We start from the raw sequence: 21,638 nt of genomic DNA, 5'->3' as shown, positions 1-21,638 counted from the left end.
TGTGCGTTCCGGATCAGCCGATCCCGAGTTCCCTGTCAATCAGGTCGAACATGTCCTCATCGCTCGCTTCCGCGAGTTCGTCGTCGACGGTCTGTGCCGGTGGCGACTCCTGGCCTTCCCAGTGGGCGAGCAGGCCGCGCAGCCCTTCGGTGAGCGCCCGCCGGGTGTCGTCGTCGGTGGCCGCTTGCAGTGCGCTCGCGACCTGTCGCAGCTCGGGGAGCACCGGGAGGTCGCTCCCGGCCTCCGGCTCCGGGGGGAGCAGGGCGTCCCGCAGGTACGCGGCGAGTGCGGTCGGGGTGGGGTGGTCGAAGACCAGAGTGGCGGGGAGTTTCAGTCCGGTGGCCGTGTTGAGCCGGTTGCGCAGCTCCACTCCGGTGAGGGAGTCGAAGCCCAGCTCGCGGAAGGCCCGTGCGGGCCGGACCGCCTCGGTCGAGGAGTGTCCCAGCACGGCGGAGGCGTGGGTGCGGACGAGGTCCAGGAGCATCCGCTTGCGCTTGGGTTCCGCCAGCGCGGCCAGCCGCTCCGGCAGGTCCGAACCCTTCTCCCCGGTCTTGTCCGCCGGTGCCTCCTCCTTCTGGTCGGCGAGCAGCTGCCGCACGTCGGGGAGTTCGTCCAGGAGGGGCCGGTGCCCGCTGACCGTGTAGGCGGGGAGGAAGCGGTCCCATCGGATGTCGGCGACGACGAGGGTGGTCTCCGCCTGGTCGACGGCCTCGCGCAGCGCGTGCACGGCGAGTGCGGGGTTCATGGCGGGCACCCCGCGGCGGCTCAGCTGCTCGGCCACGGCCTCGTCGACCATGCCGCCGCCGTCCCAGGCGCCCCAGGCGATGGAGGTGGCCGGGCGGCCCTGGGCGCGGCGCCAGGCGGCGAGGGCGTCGAGGGTCGCGTTGGCCGCCGCATACGGGCCCTGTCCGCCGTTGCCCCACACTCCGGCGCCGGAGGAGAACAGCACGAAGGCGTCCAGCGGGTGATCAGCCAGCAGCTCATCGAGGTGCCAGGCGCCGGAGATCTTGGCGTGCACGGCGGCCATGGCGTCGTCGAGGGAGGTCTCGTCGAGGGGGCGGGCCTCGCCGACGACGCCCGCGGTGTGCACCACGGCGGTCAGCGGTGCCTCGTCGGTGAGCGAGTCCAGCAGCTTGGCCAGCGCGGCCCGGTCGGTGACATCGCAGGCGGCCACCGTGACGCGCGCGCCGAGTGCCGTCAGTTCGGCGGACAGCTCGGCCGCGCCCGGGGCGTCGGGCCCACGCCTGCCGGCGAGTACCAGGTGCTCGGCACCGCCGTCCGCGAGCGCCCGCGCCACATGGGCGCCGAGCGCCCCGGTGCCCCCGGTGATCAGGACCGTGCCGCGCGGCTGCCACGGCGTGGCGGCGGACGACGGGTCGAGGGGCGCCCGCACCATGCGCCGGGCATGGACGCCGGACGGGCGGACCGCGTACTCGTCCCGACTGCTGCCGCCGCCGCTGAGCAGCGACAGGAAACGGCGCAGCGCGTCGTCGTCCAGGGTCCCGGGCAGATCGATCAGGCCGCCCCTGCGGTCATCGTGATCGAGGCCGAAGACCCTGGCCAGACCCCAGATGGCCGCCTGGCCGGGATGGCGTATCGGGTCGGAGGCCAGGTCGGATCCCGGCCCCCCGGCCGCGGCATCGGTGGAGACAGCGCCCTGGGTGACCGCCCAGAGGCGGGCCTTCCGTTCCGTGTCGGCGAGTGCCTGGGTGAGCGCCAGGGTGCTGAGCAGGCTGCCGGGCACTCCCCGCCGGCCGCCGGCCTCCCGGTCGTCCAGCGCGAGCAGCGACACCACGTGCAGCGGGGCATCGGCGTCACCGTGCAGCGCCGCGAGCCGCGCCGTCAGGTCCGCGCGGTCGGCGGTGGCCGATATGGGCATGAGGCGAGCGCGTTCGCCGAGGAGGCGGGAGGTCGCCTGCACCAGGTCGTCGTCCAGGTGGTCGTCGGGTACGGCGATCACCCAGCTGCCGTCCAACTCGCCCTGCTTCGGCTCGGGTTGGGACCGCCAGGCGATCCGGTAGCGCCAGCTGTCGACCGTGCTGCGCTGCTGACGACCCTGCCGCCACGACGACAACGCCGGCAACACCTCACCCAACGCACCCGAATCCGTCAGACCCAACGTCGCCGCCAGACCCTCCACATCCGCCCGCTCCACCGCATCCCAGAACCGCACATCCACCGGATCAACCACACCACCCGGCGACGACTGACCCGATTCGAGCCAGTAGTGGCGGTGCTGGAAGGCGTAGGTAGGCAAATCGACGACCTTGGGCCGGGGCGCGGCGAACGCCGGGGACCAATCCACGTCCACGCCCTGCACATACAGCTCACCGAGCGAGGTGTAGAGCCGCGACAGACCACCGTCATCACGACGCAGAGTCCCCGTGACCACCGCCTCGACATCGGCCACCTCGGCGGTCTCCTGGAGTGGCACGGTGAGTACGGGGTGCGGGCTGACCTCCACGAAGGTGCGGTGTCCTGCGGCGGTGAGGGCCTCGATGGCGGGCGCGAACTCCACGGTCCGCCGCAGGTTCGTGTACCAGTACCCGGCGTCCATCTCCGTCGTGTCCAGCCAGTCCCCCGTCACGGTCGAGAAGAGCGGCACGGACGACTTGCGGGGCGCGACCGGCGCCAGGACCTCCGCCAGTGTCTTCTCGATCGACTCCACATGGGCCGAGTGCGAGGCGTAGTCCACGTCGATGCGGCGAGCCCGGATCTCACGCTCACGGCACACGCCCATCAGCTCATCGAGCGCGTCCGCGTCACCGGAGACCACCACGGAGGTGGGGCCGTTGACCGCCGCCATCGAAATGCGGCCGCTCCACGCCTCGACAAGCTCCGGGACCTCCGACGACGGCAGCGCCACGGACACCATTCCGCCACGGCCGGAGAGCGCGCGGATGGCCTGGCTGCGCAGCGCCACAACCCGGGCGCCGTCCTCCAGGGTCAACGCCCCGGCGACACAGGCCGCCGCGATCTCGCCCTGACTGTGACCGACGACGGCCGCAGGCTCCACGCCATGAGCGCGCCAGACCTCGGCCAGCGACACCATCACGGCCCACAACACCGGCTGAACCACATCCACCCGGTCCAGGCCAGGCGCGCCCTCAACCCCCCGCAGCACCTCACTCAGCGACCAGTCCGTGAACGGCTCCAACGCCGCCCCACACTCCGCCAACCGACCCGCGAAGACGGGCGAGGAGTCCAACAACTCCACCGCCATACCAACCCACTGCGACCCCTGCCCCGGGAAGACGAACACCGTACGACCCGGGTCACCAACCGATGAAGCGGCATCCAACTCTCGCAATTTGACGGCGAGTTCAGCCGTCTCGGAGCCCACGACCACCGCCCGGTGCTCGAACGACGACCGTGCGGCCACCAGGGACCATCCCACCTCCACCGGCGACCAGTCGCTGCCCACCACCCGTGACGCCAGCCGCTCCGCCTGGGCCACCAACGCCTCGGCGGACCGCCCGGACAGCACCCACGGAACGACCACACCCGAAGCCGACGACGGCGCGACGGCTTCCGCCTCGGTCGGCTCGGGCTGCTCCACGATCACATGTGCATTGGTCCCGCTGATGCCGAAGGAGGAGACGCCCGCGCGGCGCGGGTGGCCGTCATCCGAGGTCCACGGCCGGGCCTCGGTGAGCAGTTCCACCGCGCCCGACGACCAGTCCACGTGCGGCGACGGCTCGTCCACGTGCAGGGTCGCCGGCAGTTCGCCGTGCCGCATGGCGAGCACCATCTTCATGACGCCGGCCACACCCGAGACGGTCTGGGTGTGTCCGATGTTCGACTTGACCGAGCCGAGCCACAGCGGCCGGTCCGACTCCCGCTCCTGCCCGTACGTCGCCAAAAGCGCCTGCGCCTCGATCGGGTCACCCAGCGACGTACCCGTACCGTGCGCCTCCACCACGTCGACCGCACCGGCCGGGAGACCGGCGTCGGCGAGCGCGGCACGGATCACCCGCTGCTGTGAGGGGCCGTTCGGCGCGGTCAGACCGTTCGAGGCGCCGTCCTGGTTGATGGCCGTGCCCCGGACGACCGCCAGCACCGGGTGCCCGTTGCGGCGGGCGTCCGAGAGGCGTTCCACCAGCAGGACACCGACGCCCTCGGAGAGCGCGAAGCCGTCGGCCGCCGCCGAGAACGGCTTGCACCGGCCGTCCCGCGCCAGCCCCCGCTGCCGGCTGAAGCCGATGAAGGGACCGGGGTCGGCCATGACCATCGCCGCTCCGGCCACGGCGAGCGGGCACTCCCCCGAGCGGAGTGCCCGCACCGCCATGTGCAGGGCGACCAGCGACGACGAGCAGGCCGTGTCGACCGTGACGGCCGGGCCCTCCAGTCCCAAGGTGTAGGCGACCCGGCCGGAGGCGACGCTCGCGGCGGCCCCGGTGGCGAGATAGCCCTCGAACTGCTCGGGGGCCGACGTACGCAGCCGGTTCCCGTACTCCTGGTCGGTGACGCCCATGTAGACGCCGATGCCGCTGCCGCGCAGGGACTTGGGGTCGATACCCGCCCGCTCGAAGACCTCCCAGGAGGTCTCCAGCAGGAGCCGCTGCTGCGGGTCCATGGCGATTGCCTCGCGCGGGGAGATCCCGAAGAACTCGGCGTCGAAGTCACCGGCATCGCGCAGGAACCCGGACTCCCGGACGTAGCTCCTGCCCGGCTCGTCGGCATCGGGGTCGTAGAGGCCGTCGAGGTCCCAGCCGCGGTCGGTGGGGAAGGCGGACATCGCGTCGACACCCTCCCGGACGAGCCGCCACAGGTCCTCGGGCGACTGCACGCCGCCCGGGTACCGGCAGGCCATGGACACGATGGCGATCGGGTCGTCGTCCGCGGAAACGTAGACGGGTGCGGGGGTGGGCGTGGGGACGAGGGCCGGCTGCGTGCTGCCTTCCTCCTCGCCGGCCAGTTCGGTGCCGACGTAGCCGGCGAGCGCGGCCGGGCTGGGATGGTCGAAGACGACGGTCCTGGGCAGTCGCAGCCCGGTGGCCCGGCCCAGGCGGTTGCGCAGCTCGACGGCGGTCAGCGAGTCGAAACCCAGCTCCTTGAAGGCGCGTTCGGGGTCGACCGGGGCCGTCTTGTCGTGGCCGAGCACCGAGGCGACCTGCTCACGGACGAGGTCCAGCAGCGCCACGCCACGCTGCCGGGCATCGAGCCCGGCCAGCCGCTCGGCGAGCGGGGAACGTGCGGCCCCGCGCTCCGTACCGCCGCCCTCGCCATCCGCTCCGTCTCCGCTCTCCGCCAGTTGCGGGATCTCGGTGAGGAGACGGCTGGGCCGGACGGAGGTGAAGACGCTGTGGAATTGCTGCCAGTCGACATCGGCGACCGCGAGGGCGGTCTCGTCGTGGTCGAGCGCCTGTTGGAGGGCGGCCAGTGCGGTGTCCGGGGCGATGACGGGCACGCCGCGGCGCCGCAGCACGTCATGGATCGAGTCGGAGATCATGCCGCCGCCCGCCCATGGGCCCCAGGCGACCGACAGGACCGGCAGGCCGTCGGCCCGTCCGCGGGCGGCGCGGGCGTCGAGAAGCGCGTTGGCGGCGGCGTACGCGCCGTGCTCGGCCACGCCCCAGGTGCCGGAAATGGAGGAGAAGTAGACGACGGCGTCGAGTTGCGCGGGGTCGAGTACGGAGGACAGATGGTCGGCTCCGGTGACCTTGCCGGCGAGCGCGGCCGCGAGGTCGTGCGGACCGGCCTGCGCCAGTGTGCCGAGGGCGCTGACGCCGGCGGCGTGCACCACGGCCCGGACCGGTTCCCCGTCCTGCTCGATCTGCCGTACGAGGGCCGCGACCGCCTGCCCGTCGGCGAGGTCGCAGGCCGCCACGGTGACCTGAACCCCCTGGTCACGGAGTGCGGAGCAGAGCGCGTCGATGCCGGGGACATCGGCGCCGCGACGGCCGGTGAGGACGAGGTGTTCCGCGCCGTTGTCCGCGAGCCAGTGGGCGATATGGGCGCCGAGTGCTCCCGTGCCGCCGGTGACGAGGACGGTGCCGCGCGGGCGCCAGGCGCGCCGCGGGGTCTTCCCGGCGACCGGCGCGGGGACCAGCCGGCGCCCGTACACGGCGGCTCCGCGGACGGCGAGCTGATCCTCGTCGCCACCGGTCGCCAGGATCCGCGCCAACAGCGCCACTTCCTGCCCATCGGCGGCCGCCCGGCCGGACAGGTCGATGAGGCCGCCCCAGCGCTCCGGATGCTCCAGCGCGGCGACCCGGCCGAGCCCCCAGATCCCGGCCTGGTCGGGATGCGTGGGCGCCTGGTCCGCGTGATCGGTGCCCGCCGCGGACTCACCGCTGGATCCACTGGTGGGCTTGGCCGTGTCACCGGTGGCGACCGCGCCTCGGGTGACGCACCACAGCGGGGCGTCGATCCCGGCCTCGCCGAGTGCCTGGAGCAGTGCGAGGGTGAGCGAAAGGCCGCTGGGTACGCAGGGCTGGGTACGGTCCGGCCGCTCGTCCAGGGCCAGCAGGGACAGCACACCGGCGAACGGTCCGGAGGCGGCACACAGCCGAGCGGCAAGCCCGTCGCTGTCGTCCACGGTCAGTGCGTGGGTGCGGGCGCCCGCCTCCTCCAGTGCCTCGCGGGCGCCGCGTACCAGCGCGTCGTCCTCGTACCCGGCCGGGACCGCCAACAGCCAGGTGCTGCCGTCGAGTTGCTGGGCCGCGGGCTCCGCGAGGGGACGCCACACGACGCGATAGCGCCAGCCGTCGGCCGTGCTCCGCTGCCGCCGGTTCTTGTGCCACGACGACAGCGCGGGCAGCACCGCGTCCAGGGCTTCAGCGCCGGGCAGCCCGAGCGTGTCCGCCAGTGACGTCGCGTCCTGGTCCCCGACGGCCGTCCAGAACGCCGCTTCCTCGGGGGAGGCGGCGACGGCGGGCGCATCCGGCTCCAGCCAGAAGCGCTGCCGCTGGAACGCGTAGGTCGGCAGCTCCACCCGGTGCGGGCGGCGGTCGGCGAAGACGGGGGACCAGTCGATGTCCACACCGTGCGCGTACAGCGTGCCGAGCGAGGTGAAGAGCCGCGGCAGGCCGCCGTCGTCCCGGCGCAGGGTCCCCGTCACCACCGCGTCCGCGCCCGCGTCCTCCACAGTCTCCTGGAGCGCCACGGTGAGCACCGGATGCGGGCTGACCTCGACGAACGCGCGGTGTCCTGCGGCGGTGAGGGCCTCGACGGCGGGCGCGAAGCCCACCGTCCGCCGCAGGTTCGTGTACCAGTACCCGGCGTGCATCTCCGCCGTGTCCAGCCACTCCCCCGTCACCGTCGAGAAGAACGGCACCTCGGCGGTCCTGGGGGTCACCGGCGCCAAAAGGTCGAGCAACTCCTCACGGATCGACTCCACATGAGTCGAGTGCGAGGCGTAGTCCACGTCGATGCGGCGGGCCCGGACCTCGCGCTCGCGGCACACGTCCATCAGCTCATCGAGCGCGTCCGCGTCACCGGAGACCACCACAGCCGTCGGACCGTTGACCGCCGCGACCGAGACCCGGCCGCCCCACGGCTCGATCAGCTTCGCCACATCGGACGAGGACAGTGCGACGGACACCATCCCGCCACGACCTGACAGCGCACGGATGGCCTTGCTCCGCAGCGCCACGACCCGCGCGCCATCGTCCAAGCTCAACGCACCGGCGACACACGCCGCCGCGATCTCCCCCTGACTGTGACCGACCACCGCAGCAGGCTCGACGCCATGGGAGCGCCAGACCTCGGCCAGCGACACCATCACGGCCCACAACACCGGCTGGACGACATCGACGCGGTCCAGCCCGGGCGCCCCCTCAACCCCCCGGAGCACCTCACTCAACGACCAGTCCGTGAACGGCTCCAACGCCGCCTCACACTCCGCCAACCGACCCGCGAACACCGGCGAGGAGTCCAGCAGCTCCACCGCCATGCCGACCCACTGCGACCCCTGCCCCGGAAAGACGAAGACCGCTGACGAAGCGGGGGTGGTGGGTACGGAGCCGGTGGCGGTGTGGGGGCCGGGGTCGCCCTCGGCCACGGCGTGCAGGTCCGCGACGAGGGTGGCGCGGTCGGCGCCGGTGAGCACCGCCCGGTGTTCCAGGGCCGCGCGCGTCGTGAGCAGCGAGTGCGCGACGTCGTACGGTGCCGCGTCGGGGAGGGAGCCGAGGTGGGTGGCGAGTGCGGCTGCCTGGGCGCGCAGTGCTTCCGGGGTCCGGCCGTGTACGACCCAGGGCACGACCGGCCGGTCATCGCGGTTGCCGGGTGCTCCTTCCCCGTCGACCGGCTCCGCCGCGTCGGGCCGTGCGGACGCGGCCTCGGCACCGGTCTCAGTCTCGGTCTCGGCCGGGGGCTGTTCCACGATCACATGCGCGTTGGTGCCGCTGATGCCGAACGAGGAGACTCCGGCCCGGCGCACCTGCCCGTTCGCCTGCCACGGCTGATCGGTGCTGAGCAGCCGTACCGTGCCGGCCGACCAGTCCACATGCGGGGAGGGCGCGTCGAGGTGCAGGGTCTCGGGGAGGAGGCCGTGCCGCAGGGCGAGCACCATTTTGATGACGCCGGCGACACCGGCGGCGGCCTGGGTGTGCCCGATGTTGGACTTGAGCGAGCCGAGCCACAGCGGCCGGTCCGACTCCCGCTCCTGCCCGTACGTCGCCAGCAGCGCCTGCGCCTCGATCGGGTCGCCGAGCGCCGTACCGGTGCCGTGCGCCTCGACCGCGTCGACATCGGAGGGCCGCAGTCCGGCGGCGGAGAGCGCGGCGCGGATCACCCGTTCCTGAGAAGGGCCGTTGGGGGCGCTGAGGCCGTTGGAGGCGCCGTCCTGATTGGTGGCGCTGCCGCGCAGCACGGCGAGCACCGGGTGGCCGTGGCGGCGGGCCTCCGACAGGCGTTCCAGGAGCAGGATCCCGGCGCCTTCGCCCCAGGCCGTGCCGTCAGCGGCCGCGGCGAACGGCTTGCAGCGGCCGTCGGGCGCGAGTCCCCGCTGCCGGCTGAACTCCACGAACATGCCGGGCCGGGACATCACCGTCGCCCCGCCGGCGAGCGCGAGGGTGCACTCCCCGCTGCGCAGGGCCTGCGCCGCGAGATGCAGCGCCACCAGCGAGGAGGAGCACGCCGTGTCCACGGTGATGGCCGGGCCTTCGAGACCGAGGGTGTAGGCGATGCGTCCGGAGGCCACGCTCGTGGTCGTACCGGTCAGCACATGGCCCTCGACCTGCTGGCCCGCCTGGTGCAGTCGGGGGCCGTACTCCTGGGCCATGGCCCCGACGAACACGCCCGTGAGGCTGCCGCGGACCCCGGTCGGGTCGATGCCGGCCCGCTCCAGCGCCTCCCACGAGGTCTCCAGCAGCAGTCGCTGCTGCGGGTCCATCGCCAGGGCCTCGCGCGGCGAGATCCCGAAGAAGCCGGCGTCGAAGGACGCGGCATCGAGGAAGCCGCCCTCACGCACGTAACTGGTGCCCGAGCGTTCGGGGTCGGGATCGTACAGCCCGTCGGTATGCCAGCCGCGGTCGGTGGGGAACGGCGATACCGCGTCCACCCGGTCCCGGAGGATCTGCCAGAGGTCTTCGGGCGACCGGACGCCGCCGGGGTAGCGGCAGGCCATCGCGACGATGGCGATCGGCTCGTCCGGGGCGGCGGCCGGGCCCTGCGACGGCGTCAACTCCGGTGCGGTACCGAGGAGTTCTCCGTCGAGGTAGCGGGCCAGCCGGGCGGGTGAGGGGTGGTTGTACAGCGCGGTGGACGGCAGTCGTACGGCGAGTGCCCGGTTCAGCCGGTTGCGCAGCTCCTCGGCGGTGACCGAGTCGAAGCCCAGGTCCTTGAAGGTGCGGGCGGCGTGGAGCGCGGAGGGGTCCCGGTGGCCGAGCACCGCGGCGGCGTGGTCCCGTACGACGTCGAGGGTGGGGCGGTTGGTCCCGGAGCGCTCGGCCGGGGAGGCGGTGGGCCCGTCGGGTACGGCGGGGGCGAGGGCCGTGTGGCGGGGGTGTCCGGCGACGGCCTCGATCCAGTGCCGCTCGCGCTGGAAGGCATAGGTGGGCAGGTCCACGAGCGGGGGGCGGGGCGCGGCGAAGGCCGGGGACCAGTCGACGTCCACGCCCTGCACATACAACTCGCCGAGTGAGGTGTAGAGCCGGGCGAGGCCGCCCTCGCCACGGCGCAGGGTGCCGACGACCGCCCCCTCGACGCCCGCGGCCTCCACCGTCTCCCGCACCGGCATGGTCAGCACGGGGTGCGGGCTGACCTCCACGAAGGTGTGGTGCCCGGCCGCGGTGAGAGCCTCGATGGCGGGCGCGAACTCCACGGTCCGCCGCAGGTTGGCGAACCAGTAGCCGGCGTCCATCTCCGCCGTGTCCAGCCAGTCCCCCGTCGCCGTCGAGAACAGCGGCACGGTGGAGGTCCGGGGCGCGACCGGCGACAGGACCTCCTTCAGGGTCTCCTCGATCGTCTCCACATGCGCCGAATGCGAGGCGTAGTCCACCTCGATCCGCCGTGCCCGGACCTCGCGCTCCCGGCACTCCTCCACCAGCCGGCCCAGAACATCACCATCACCGGACACCACCACCGACGACGGACCGTTGACCGCCGCAACCGAGATCCGACCACCCCACGGTTCGATCAACTCCTCCGCCTCGGGCCGGGGCAGCGCCACCGACACCATTCCGCCACGGCCCGCGAGGGCACGGATGGCCTGGCTGCGCAGCGCAACGACCCGCGCGCCGTCCGCCAGGGTCAACGCCCCGGCGACACACGCCGCCGCGATCTCACCCTGGCTGTGGCCTACGACGACGGCAGGCTCTACACCGTGAGCGCGCCAGACCTCAGCCAGCGACACCATCACCGCCCACAACACCGGCTGGACCACATCCACCCGGTCCAGCCCGGGCGCCCCCTCTTCACCCCGCAATACCGCACTCAGCGACCAGTCCGTGAACGGCTCCAACGCCGCCTCACACTCCGCCAACCGACCCGCGAACACCGGCGAGGAGTCGAGCAACTCCACCGCCATACCGGCCCACTGCGACCCCTGCCCCGGGAAAACGAACACCGTCTTGCCGGAGCGGTCGGTGGCCGTGTCGCCGATGACGTCGGGCGCCTCGCCGATCGTCACCGCGGCGTCGGGGCGTCCGTCCGCCAACGCCCTTACCCCGGCGGTCAGTTCGTCGATCCGGGAGCCCACCACGACCGCGCGGTGCTCGAACGACGACCGGGAGGCCAGCAGCGACCAGCCCACCTCCGCCGGCGACAAGCCGCTGTCCGTCACCCGTGACACCAGTCGCTCCGCCTGCGCCACCAGGGCGTCCGCGGACCGCCCGGACACCACCCAAGGCACCGTCACATCCGCGCCCGCATCGGCAACCGCGTCCGAGGCCTCGCGAGAGCCCGCCGTCCCCGCCACGATCAGATGCGCATTCGTGCCGCCCATCCCGAACGAGGAGACACCGGCGACGAGTTGGCGCCCTTCCTCTGCCGTCCAGGCACCGGTCTCGGTCTGTACACGCAGGTTCAGGGCGTCGAGCGGTATGTCGGGGTGGGGTGTGGTGAAGTTCAGGCTGGGGACGAGGTGGCCGTGCGCCACGCACAGCACCACCTTCAGCAGTCCCGCGATGCCGGCGGCGCCTTCGAGGTGACCGATGTTGGTCTTGACCGAACCCACGGGCAGCGGGGTGCTGCGGTGCGGGTCGGTGCCGAACGCGGCGCCGAGCGACGCCGCCTCGATGGGGTCGCCGACCTTGGTGCCGGTGCCGTGCAGCTCCACATAGCCGAGGTCGCCGGGCCGGACGCCGGCGCGTGCGCAGGCCAGGCGCAGCACCTCTTCCTGCGCGGCGGCGTCCGGGGTGGTGAGGCCGGGGCCGCCGCCGTCGTTGTTGACCGCGCCGCCGCGGATCACACAGTGGACGTGGTCGCCGTCCGCCAGGGCCTTGGAGAGGGGCTTGAGGACGACGAGGCCGCCGCCCTCGCCGCGTACGAAGCCGTCCGCGCGGGCGTCGAAGGTGTGGCAGCGGCCGCTCGGGCTGAGCGCGCCGAAGCGGGCCATGGCGAGGGTGCTCTCGGGGGCGAGGTTGAGATGCACCCCGCCGGCCAGCGCGGTGTCGCAGTCGCCGCGGCGCAGGCTGTCGCACGCGGTCTGGACCGCGACGAGGGAGGAGGACTGGGCGGTGTCCAGGGTCATGCTGGGGCCGCGCAGGCCGAGGTGGTAGGAGAGGCGGTTGGCGATCAGTCCGCGGTTGAGGCCGGTCGGGGTGTGATGGTCGAGCGCCTCGGGGCCCTGCTGGTGGACGAGTACGGCGTAGTCCTCGACGGTGGCCCCGATGTACACCCCGGTCCGGTGGCCGTGGAGCCGTTCGGGTCGGATGCGGGCGCTCTCCAGTGCCTCCCAGCCGAGTTCCAGGGCGAGCCGCTGCTGGGGCGCCATCGACTGGGCCTCGCGCGGGGAGACGCCGAAGAAGGCGGCGTCGAAGCCGGCGACGTCGTCGAGGAAGCCGCCCTGCGGCGGCTCGGACAGCCCGGATTCCGCGAGGAGTTCGGTGGTCCACCGGTCGGCCGGCGCCTCGGTGAGGGCGCTGCGGCCGTCGCGCAGGAGTTGCCACAGGGCGTCGGGGTCGGCTGCCCCGGGCAGGCGGCAGGACAGGCCGATGACCGCGATCGGCTCACCGTCCGGCGAGGGAATCCTGGAGCCCGCGGGTTCCGACCCGTTCATCAATCGCACTCCCTACGCGAAGCGGCACAGTCACGGCTGAAGTTCACCGTTCCACAGCGGCGGGCCGCGAAAGGCGGGCCGTAGGGCACCTCTAGGGGAACTCCTAGGGGCGGCAAAGGGCCCTTCCGTACCGCTCTGAGCAGGGGTTCCGTGGGGTGTGCGGCATCCGGGACGGGGTGGCCCGGCGCCCGTTCCCCGACGGCCCGGGGTGCGGCGGCCGCCGGCCGTGCGCGGGCGGGCCCCAGAGGCTGGGCCCCAGAGACTAGGTGAATGCCAGGACTCCCCGGTGCAGGCTGCGGGTGGAGAGGTCAGCCGTCCGGTGCCGTGGGCGGTGCCGTACACCCATCGGCGTGGAGGGGCGCAGCAATGCATATGGACAGCACGGTGGAGCCTTCGTACTCATCCGGCTCCGTGGTGTCTTCCCGGCGGGCGGTGGCGCTGTCGTCACGGCTGGCCGCTTCGGCGCTGGCCACCGAGGGCGGGGTGATGGGCAACGAGGCGTTCCACGCGTGGTTCGAGGAGCGGCAGCGCAGCCACGCGCTCCAGGTCAGCCGGATACCGTTCGGGGAGCTGCGGGGCTGGGGCTTCGCGCCGGGGAGCGGGAACCTGCGGCATGACAGCGGGCGTTTCTTCTCGATCGAGGGTCTGCGGGTCCGCTCCGACTACGGGCCGGTCCGTGAGTGGTGCCAGCCGATCATCCACCAGCCGGAGATCGGTGTGCTGGGCATCGCGGTGCGGGAGATCGACGGGGTGCTGCACTGTCTGATGCAGGCCAAGCCGGAGCCGGGGAACGCCAACGGGGTGCAGCTCTCCCCCACCGTGCAGGCCACCAAGAGCAACTACACGCGGGTGCACGGCGGTTCCGCCGTGCCGTACATGGAGTGCTTCGTCGATCCCGATCCGCGCCGGGTGCTGGCCGATGTGCTCCAGTCCGAGCAGGGGTCGTGGTTCTACCGGAAGCGCAACCGCAACATGGTGGTCGAGGTGGGCCCCGAGGTCGAGGCGGGCGAGGACTTCTGCTGGGTCACCCTGGGCCAGCTCGGCGCGCTGCTGCGCCTGCCCGACCTGGTGAACATGGACGCCCGTACGGTGCTGTCCTGCATCCCCGACTGGCGGGCGGGTTCCGCGACGGCCAATGCCGGACTGCACTCCGACACGGAGATCCGCAGCTGGGTCACGACGCGGCGGGCCCGGCACGAGATCGTCGCGGAGCCGGTGCCGCTGCGCGAGGCGGCGGGCTGGCACCGTTCGCCGGACGCGATCTCGCACGAGAGCGGGCGCTTCTTCAGCATCGTCGCGGTCGATGTCAGCTCGCACCGGCGGGAGGTGCCCGCCTGGACGCAGCCGCTGCTCGAACCGCACGGGCTGGGGCTGGCCGCGCTGCTGGTGAAGCGGATCGGGGGCGTCCCGCACGCGCTGCTGAGCGCCCGGGTCGAGCCGGGGTTCCTGGATGTGGTGGAGCTGGGGCCCACCGTGCAGTGCACGCCGGAGAGCTACGCGCATCTGCCCGCGGGGGACCGTCCCCGGTATCTCGATGCCGTGCTGGAGCGTCGTCCGGAGCGGACGCTGTTCGATGCCGTGCTGTCGGAGGAGGGCGGCCGCTTCCTGTATGCCCGCAGTCAGTATCTGATCGTCGAGGTGGACGAGGACTTCCCGACCGCGGTGCCCGAGGATTTCCGCTGGGTGACGCTGTGCCAGATCAATGAGCTGCTGAAGTACAGCCACCATCTGAACGTGCAGGCCAGGACGCTGGTCGCGGGAATGCGGACCCTGGCCTAGGGACTGTCTTCACAGTCCCTGGGGAACGTCGCTCAGGAGCCGGCCCGGGTGGCGCGGTCGAAGAGATCGGCGAGCTTGCTGCCGTAGCTCTCCAGGTCGACGCCGGGGGTGAGCATGTGGTGGCGCAGGGTGTTGTCGATGGCGCCGCGGATGGCGACGGCCATCACCCGCGGTTCGACGTCCGCGAACTCCCCGGCGTCCAGCCCCTTGTCCAGGCAGTCGACGAGGGTGTCGATGGAGGCGGTGGCGTGGTTGATGGCGCCGACCGGCACATTCTCCCGGTCGCGGGTGCCGATGACGATCTCGGCGAGGGCGAGGGTGTGCCCGGGGTACTTGGCCATGAAGGCGAGATTGGACTCGATATAGGCGCGGAGTTTGGCCCGGTAGGTCGGCTCGTGCTGTATGCGGGGTCCGACGAACTCCTCGGCGGCCCGCAGGACCGTGGACACCACCTCGTCGAACAGCTCGGCCTTGCCGGCGAAGTAGTACGAGATCATGCCGGTGCTGCTCAGGCCCGCCCGCTGGGCGATCTTGCTGAACGACGTGTTGGGGTACCCGTGCTCCGCCACCGTGTCGATGGCCGCCCGCACGATCTGGGCGCGCCTGGCCTCCTCGGTGAAGGTCCGGCCGCCGTTCTGGCTCACCCTCTTCTCACTCACGAGCAAAAAGTAGCACAAGCGAGCAAGACGCTCAGGTGTCCGCTCGGCGGTCGGTGTTCAGCGGTCGGCCGGCGCCGGAATTCCCGGAGTCTGCGCACACCGGCAGACCGGGGCGGCCTCGCGCCCCTCCGCGCCGGCGCGGTCCGGCCGGACGATGGTGGTCAGCGCCCATTCGACATGTTCGAGGTGGGCGGTCATGGCCCGCACGGCGTCGTCCTCGGAGCGGTCGACGATCGCCTCGACAATGGCGCGGTGCTCCCGGTTGGACTGCTCGCGGCGGTCCCTGGCCAGCATGTCGAGAAAGGTGGACTGGCGGGCCAGCGCGTCCCGGATCTCCTCAATCACCTTGCGGAACACGGGGTTTCCGGCCGACTGCGCGATGGTGATGTGGAACAGGGTGTCCAGGGCGACCCATGCCGTGGTGTCGGTCTGCCGCTCCATCCGTACGAGCAGCCGGTCGAGCAGGTCCAGGTCGTCCTGGGTGCGCCGGGTGGCGGCGTAGGCCGCGACCGGGATCTCGACATGCCGGCGGACCTCGACCAGATCGCGTGAGGAGTACGCGCCGAAGGTGGGGTCCTCGGTCGCTCCCGGTGAGGCGACATAGGTGCCCTTGCCGGCGCGGGAAGACGTCAGGCCCAGGGCCTGCATGGCGCGGAGGGCCTCGCGGACGACGGAGCGGCTCACCTCGAAGCGGTGGCCCAGCTCCGCCTCCGAGGGGAGCTTGTCACCGACTTCGTAGTCGCCCCGCTCGATGGCGCCCCGCAGGTCTCTCAGCACAACCTCCATCGCATTGACGCGCCGAGACGGTACTGCTGCGGTCCTGCTGTCCAGGTCGGCCATGCCTCGCATCCTGTGGCCGCCCCGCGAGAGGCGTCAACGCACGGCGGGAACTTCTGTGTTTTTCCCTAGAAGGGTGGCCGAACCCGCCACCCCGCAGGTCAGGGAACCGGCCACCACCTGCGCCGTTGCGAGGGGGGACGTTCGGCAGCGCAAGTAGGGACGTTGGTCCGGTTGACACCTCTCACCTGGAGTTCGACGATGCGTCGTGAACTTGTCAGACAGCCGGACAGGCACGACTGAGAGGTTCGGTCCGGCTGCCCGTGCACCACCCCAGGCGCGGCGACCGGAGGACCCGGCCCGGCCACAAGCCGAGGGCGCTCGCGGCGGAGGAGAGGAGAAGGCTCAGATTCTCCTCAAGAGCCTCCCGGTGGACCTCAGATGCGTGCGTAACATTGCTCACACCGTTACGGCCCGTCAGCCTCCGACGGAATTCCGCTTCGCCCTCCCCGTGCGATCCACGGTTCCGGCACCGCGCGGAGCCAGAAGTCGCAGCGAGCCTGAGAATCCCGTGAAAAAATTTCATGAGGGACGCCGTTCGCAGGAACATTTCTTTCCCCGGAGAAAGGCTACCGCCGAGTATTTCTTCAGGTTTCCTTCCGGGACCCGCCAGGGAGACTCCCTTCGAATGCCTCCCAGCGCACCGTTCCGCGCCCCTGGGAAGGGTTCACCGAACGATGTGGCAACCTTGAACACAGCGAATGACGAAATACCCGTGAACCGCACTGCTGTTGGAGGGTGAGCGCTGACAGGAGGCCGCAACAGAAACCAGCTCACCGCAATACACGCCGGGCGCTCGGCGTGAGCGGCAAATCTCCGGCAGGCTGCCTCGACCGCACTGCCCCGCCGGATTTTTGCGCCTCCTGCCCCTCCCTCCAGCGCCACCCGCGACAGCATGTCCGAAGCAGTACGTGCCCTGTGCGCCGGGTCCCGACGCCTGCGTGGCCGGGAGACCCCCCGGCACCGCGCCCACCGGCCCGCACAGCGTGCGACTCCCTCGGCACACGCCGCCGTGACACCAGTTCGCGGTCTGAAGGGATCTGAACTTGATGTTGCTGGACCGCGATGTGGAGCTGGACCTGGCCGCCACCGCCCTGCGGAGCGGGCGAGGCGCACTGGTCCTGGTCAGCGGTCCGTTGGGGGTAGGCAAATCAGCGCTCCTCGACGGCATCGGCGCACTCGCCGCGGCGCAGGGGGCCCTGCACCTGCGGGTGAGCGCGGCCCCGATGGAACGGGACTTCTGTCTCGGAGCGGCCCGCCAGCTGCTGGAGCCGGCGCTGCGCGACGCGTCGCCGGAGACCCTGGCGCGATGGACCGCGGGTGACGCCCGCGACGTGCTCGACGCGGGCGGACCCGGCGGCGCCGGCCCCTCGCAGGCCGCGCTGGACGGTCTCACCGCGCTCCTCGAGAACATGGCCCGTGACCAGCCCATTCTGATGCTCGTCGACGAACTCCAGTGGGCGGACCCGGCGACCCTGCGGTGGCTGCGGCAGCTGAGCGGGCGGACCTCCGGCCTGCCGGTGCTGCTGGTGTGTGCCGTCCGCGAGGGCGACACCCTCACCGGGGAGCCGGCGGTCCAGGAGGTGATCGCGCAGGCCACGCACACCCTGCGCCCCGGGAACCTCGGCGTGGCGGAGACCGGCGAGCTGATCCGGCGGTATTACGGGGAAGCGCCGGACGAGGCGTTCACGGCCGCCTGCCACCGGGTCACCGGCGGCAATCCGCTGTTCCTGAGCTGCCTGCTGGCGGATGCGGCGCCGCGCGGCCGGCAGCCCACCGCGGACCAGGCCGAAGCGGTCGCCGCGCTGCGGCCGGCCTCGCTGCAACACCGCCTGCTGCCGCGTCTGGGCATGCAATCGGAGCAGGTCAGACGGGTGGCCCGAGCGGTGGCCGTGCTCGGTGACGACACGAACCCCGAGCTGCTGAGCAGGCTGGCCGAGGTGGACGCCGCCGAGCGGGACGAGGCCCTGCGCCGGCTGACGGATCTCGGTCTGACGACCGGCATGCAACGCCCCCGGTTCGTCCGCGCCCTGGTGCGGTCGGCCGTGGTGGAGGGCATCCCCCCGGAGGAGCGGACCGCCATGCACGCGCTGGCGGCCGAGTCGCTGCACCGGGCCGGCCGGCCGCCGGAGCACGTGGCGAAGCACCTGATGGCCCTCACGACACCGACCTACCCCTGGGCCGCCGAGGTGCTGCGCGCGGCGGCCTGCGCCGCGCAGCGCAGGGCGGCGCCCGAGCTCGCCGCGAACTATCTGCGGCAGGCGCTGATGGGCAGCTCGCCGGACAACGACCGCGCGGAGCTGCTGATCGACCTGGCCACGGCGGAGCGCAGCTTCGCCCCGTACGCGGCCGTGCGGCACATCGCGCAGGCCGTGCTGCTGTGCGACGGGCCCGTCCAGCGCGCGCAGGCCGTGGTGCGGCTGGCGCCCAGCGCGTTCTCCTCGACGCTGCTGCCCGTCCACGAGCTGCTCCAGGAGACGGCGGACGCGCTGGGGCCCGGGGACCGGCTGCAGGGCGCTGACCGGGAGCTGGCGCTGCGGCTGGAGGCCCGGATCCGGCAGTCGGCGCTGTCGGACCCCGAGCAACTGGCCGACTCCGTGGCCCGCCTCGTCGGGCTGGGCGGCGCGCCGCGGACCGACACCGTGGCCGAGCGGGAGCTGCTCGCCCCGCTGATCAGCGCCGCGACGTTCTCCAACGCCTTGCCCGCCCATGAGGTGGCGCTGCTGGCCAACCGCGTCCTGGACCGCGAGCCGGCGCTGCCCGCCCATGTGCACACGACCATGCCGATGGTGGTGGCCAGCCTCGTGGCCGCGGACTCCGTCGAGCGGCTGGGCGCCTGGCTCGACGCGGTCCAGGAGAACGCGGTGGGTCGGCAGACCCGCGTGGAGCAGGCGCTGATCGGCACCGAGCAGGCGCTGGTCTCGCTGGCCCGCGGCCGGCTGGCGCGGGCCAAGGAGCAGGCGCTCGCGGCCTTCGAGCTGGGCGGGGAGAAGCACGAGGAAGTCTTCACCGTGTCCTCGATGACGCTGGCCACCTGCGCGATCCTCACCGGAGACCATCAGCTCGCCGACCGGCTGCTCGCCGTGAAGTACCGGGCCGAGGACGATCCGTACGTCTGGTCCGGGCTGGCCATGCTGAAGGGGCAGAGCGCGGCGCGGAAGGGCGATCTGGACGGGGCGCTGGGCTGGTTCCTCGATGCCGGGCGACGCCTTGAGCAGTGCGGATGGCTCAATCCGGCGCTGCTGCCCTGGGCCTCGGCCGCCGCCTTCCTGCACCTCTACCTCGGCGAGCACCAGGAGGCCAGGAAGTTGAGCGCGCTGGAGGTGGAGCGCGCCCGGGCCTGGGGTGCGCCGGGGCCGCTCGGCCGGGCACTGCGGGTGTACAGCCACATGGTGGACGGGCCGGGCAGCATCGAGGTGCTGCGGGAGGCGGTGGACGTGCTGCATCTGTCCGCCAACCGCTTCGAGCTGTGCCAGGCCCTGCTGGATCTGGGCGAGCGCCTCGGCCCGGCCGACGCCCGCGGCCGCACGGCGCTGCGCCAGGCCTACGCGGAGGCCGTCGTGTGCGGCACCCAGTGGCTGGGCCAGCGGGCGGAGGAGCTGCTCGCCGAGGCCCCACCGGACCCGCAGGCCACCCGCGGCCAGCTCACCCCCTCGGAGCGGAAGGTCGCCCAGCTGGCCGCGTCGGGTCTGACGAACCAGGTGATCGCCGACGAGTTGAACATCACGTGCCGTGCCGTGGAAAAGCATCTGACGAATTGCTACCGCAAGATGTCAATTCCGGGGCGCGGGCATCTCTCCACGGCATTGGGAGAACTCGACCGGCAGTCCGACTCCTCCGGCGCGGCGGCACCTTACTGACCTGACCCTCCCCCGGCTTTGCGGCAGAGGCCGGCGTCGCTTGGCGGCGCCGGCCTCTCTCAACAATCGGGTCATGACGAAGAGTTATTGCTACCGCACCGTATTGACACCGAACCACCGTACCGAGACACCACAGTGTTTTGCTATTTGCCACATCTCGCGTTGACTCCCGGGTTGCGGCGTTCCTAGGGTCGTCACAGCGGAATACCAATGCAAAGAAAGGCACTTCGCTCCGCGGACCGAAGGAGCGAGGACGACCAATGCCTCATTCGACGGGCGGATTTCCCGGTGCGTCGACCGCAGAAAGACGGTAGCTCCCTTGACATCCCAGCACTACGCCGACCCGATGCCTCTGGCGGCGGCCCCTCATGCCCCGAACGCCCAGACGCCGCGTGCGCCCGACCAGTCCGCCGCCGCGGCGGTACGGCGCCCGCTGGAGTCCCAACAGGCCTGCATGGCAAGCCTTGACGCCACGCTGTCGATCATGGCCGCCGACGCGGAGTTCTTCCGGCTGTTCGGCCAGGACTCCGCCGAGGCGTGCGGTCGCAGCCTCTACTCCCTGCTGCACCCCAGCGCCCCCGGTCTGCTGAACCGGCACTTCGCCCGGCTGGCCGAAGGGCACCGCGCACGGTTCGTGGAGCGGATGGTGGGAATCCGCGGCGAGGAGGTGCCGTTCTCGGGCGAACTGACCGGGATAGCGGTGCGCAGCGAATCGGAACAGGCACCGTCCTTTGTCGTGGTCGTGCGGCCCGATGACGATTCGGCCGCGCTCAGCGGCCAGGACGAGGCGCCGGCCAGCCGCCGGCAGCTGCTCACCGAGCTCGACGCGCAGATCCTCGAAGGCGTCGCGAGCGGCGCCTCCACCGTCCAGCTGGCCGCCCGGCTCTACCTCAGCCGGCAGGGCGTGGAGTACCACGTCGGTCTGATGCTGCGTCGGCTCAAGGCCCCCAACCGCGCCGCGCTGGTCGCCCGGGCGCACTCCATGGGGATGCTCACGATCGGCAGTTGGCCGCCCCGGGTCCTGCCCGAGTTCGTGAAGGACGCCGACAACCGGCGCAGCCGCAACCGCCGCGCCGACGCGTCCCGGCAGCGCACCGCGGCCGCCCGTGCCGAGGCCGCCGCGCCTCGCACACCGGCGACCGTACCGGGCGCCCGGACCGCGCCCGGCATGACGAACTCCCGCGCCTCATAGGGGTTCAGCGCGACCGGCAGCACAGTGGGGCGTCCCCGGCGGGGCGCCCCTTCTCGGTTCCTCCTGCCCCTCCCCCGCACCCGGGGCCACCGCGCCTCCTCCTGTCCGGGCCCCGGGATCGCGGCCGCCGGCTTCCGGGCCGGGGATATAGGGAATTCCTCAACTGCCCCGGGAGAGGATGGATATGTCGCCGAAGCCGCTCTCGGACCCGGGCCCCCGCGCTCCGAGAGTCTTGCTGGGACGGCGACAAGGGTCGGCAAACGCCTCCGGCCCGGAGCGCACCGGCTCCGTGAGGACAATCCCCCTCCTCTCGGAGCCGGTGCTGCATTTCGCGGCGGGGCGCGTACGGGAAAGTGCCCCATCTTCCGTACCAGCAGCATTAATTGACGTAGCGTCAGTTCCTGCACACGCCCCTCGATCCGCCGCCGCACCCGCCCGCACCGGCCGCCGCTCTCCGCCGTCCGCCCCCTCCCGGAAACGGACCGCAAGCAGCGCCGTTGCACCGCCCACGACGCCGATGCGGCCCGTACGCCACCGACGCCCTCGCCGCGGCGCCCCACCGGCGATTCCCCCGTCCGTCCAGTCACACGGTGCACGGGTCTCACTCCCGGCCGGGTGCTGGGGCTAAAGTCGACGCTGCGGGAACG

6 protein-coding genes are annotated in these 21,638 nt (G+C 72.2%); 3 read left to right on the top strand and 3 right to left on the bottom strand.

Going from position 1 to position 21,638, the window contains the following annotated elements; translation table 11 throughout:
* Positions 1–13: 13 nt before the first annotated feature.
* Positions 14–12,664, bottom strand: coding sequence for a type I polyketide synthase (locus tag IEY78_RS14320; protein WP_189098157.1), 12,651 nt, complete (start codon positions 12,662–12,664; stop codon positions 14–16).
* A 372-nt stretch (positions 12,665–13,036) separates the two neighbouring features.
* On the opposite strand from IEY78_RS14320, the gene IEY78_RS14315 reads away from it, so the two are divergent.
* Positions 13,037–14,443, top strand: a complete 1,407-nt coding sequence (locus IEY78_RS14315; RefSeq protein ID WP_189098202.1) for an NDP-hexose 2,3-dehydratase family protein — start codon at positions 13,037–13,039, stop codon at positions 14,441–14,443.
* 32 nt (positions 14,444–14,475) lie between these two features.
* On the opposite strand, the gene IEY78_RS14310 is transcribed toward IEY78_RS14315, so the two are convergent.
* Positions 14,476–15,102 carry a TetR/AcrR family transcriptional regulator gene (locus IEY78_RS14310; protein ID WP_229699947.1) on the bottom strand — a complete coding sequence of 209 codons (627 nt, stop codon included), beginning with the start codon at positions 15,100–15,102 and terminating at the stop codon, positions 14,476–14,478.
* A 57-nt stretch (positions 15,103–15,159) separates the two neighbouring features.
* Positions 15,160–15,942 (bottom strand): FadR/GntR family transcriptional regulator, encoded by a 783-nt coding sequence (locus IEY78_RS14305; RefSeq protein WP_189098153.1) that lies wholly within the window; start codon positions 15,940–15,942, stop codon positions 15,160–15,162.
* A gap of 1,046 nt (positions 15,943–16,988) precedes the next feature.
* Between IEY78_RS14305 and IEY78_RS14300 the strand changes: the two genes are divergently transcribed.
* Positions 16,989–19,799, top strand: a complete 2,811-nt coding sequence (locus IEY78_RS14300) for a helix-turn-helix transcriptional regulator (protein ID WP_229699950.1) — start codon at positions 16,989–16,991, stop codon at positions 19,797–19,799.
* Between the two features lie 319 nt (positions 19,800–20,118).
* Positions 20,119–20,991, top strand: a complete 873-nt coding sequence (locus IEY78_RS14295; RefSeq protein WP_229699946.1) for a helix-turn-helix transcriptional regulator — start codon at positions 20,119–20,121, stop codon at positions 20,989–20,991.
* Positions 20,992–21,638: the final 647 nt, after the last annotated feature.

It is taken from the genome of Streptomyces kronopolitis (assembly GCF_014646275.1).
GTDB classification, from domain to species: domain Bacteria; phylum Actinomycetota; class Actinomycetes; order Streptomycetales; family Streptomycetaceae; genus Streptomyces; species Streptomyces kronopolitis.
This window is presented reverse-complemented; position numbering and strand designations above follow the sequence as displayed.

Coding starts and splice junctions, on each gene's coding strand:
- IEY78_RS14320 (WP_189098157.1), bottom strand. CDS start 12,664: ATGAACGGGTCGGAACCCGCGGGCTCCAGGATTCCCTCGCCGGACGGT.
- IEY78_RS14315 (WP_189098202.1), top strand. CDS start 13,037: ATGGACAGCACGGTGGAGCCTTCGTACTCATCCGGCTCCGTGGTGTCT.
- IEY78_RS14305 (WP_189098153.1), bottom strand. CDS start 15,942: ATGGCCGACCTGGACAGCAGGACCGCAGCAGTACCGTCTCGGCGCGTC.
- IEY78_RS14300 (WP_229699950.1), top strand. CDS start 16,989: ATGTTGCTGGACCGCGATGTGGAGCTGGACCTGGCCGCCACCGCCCTG.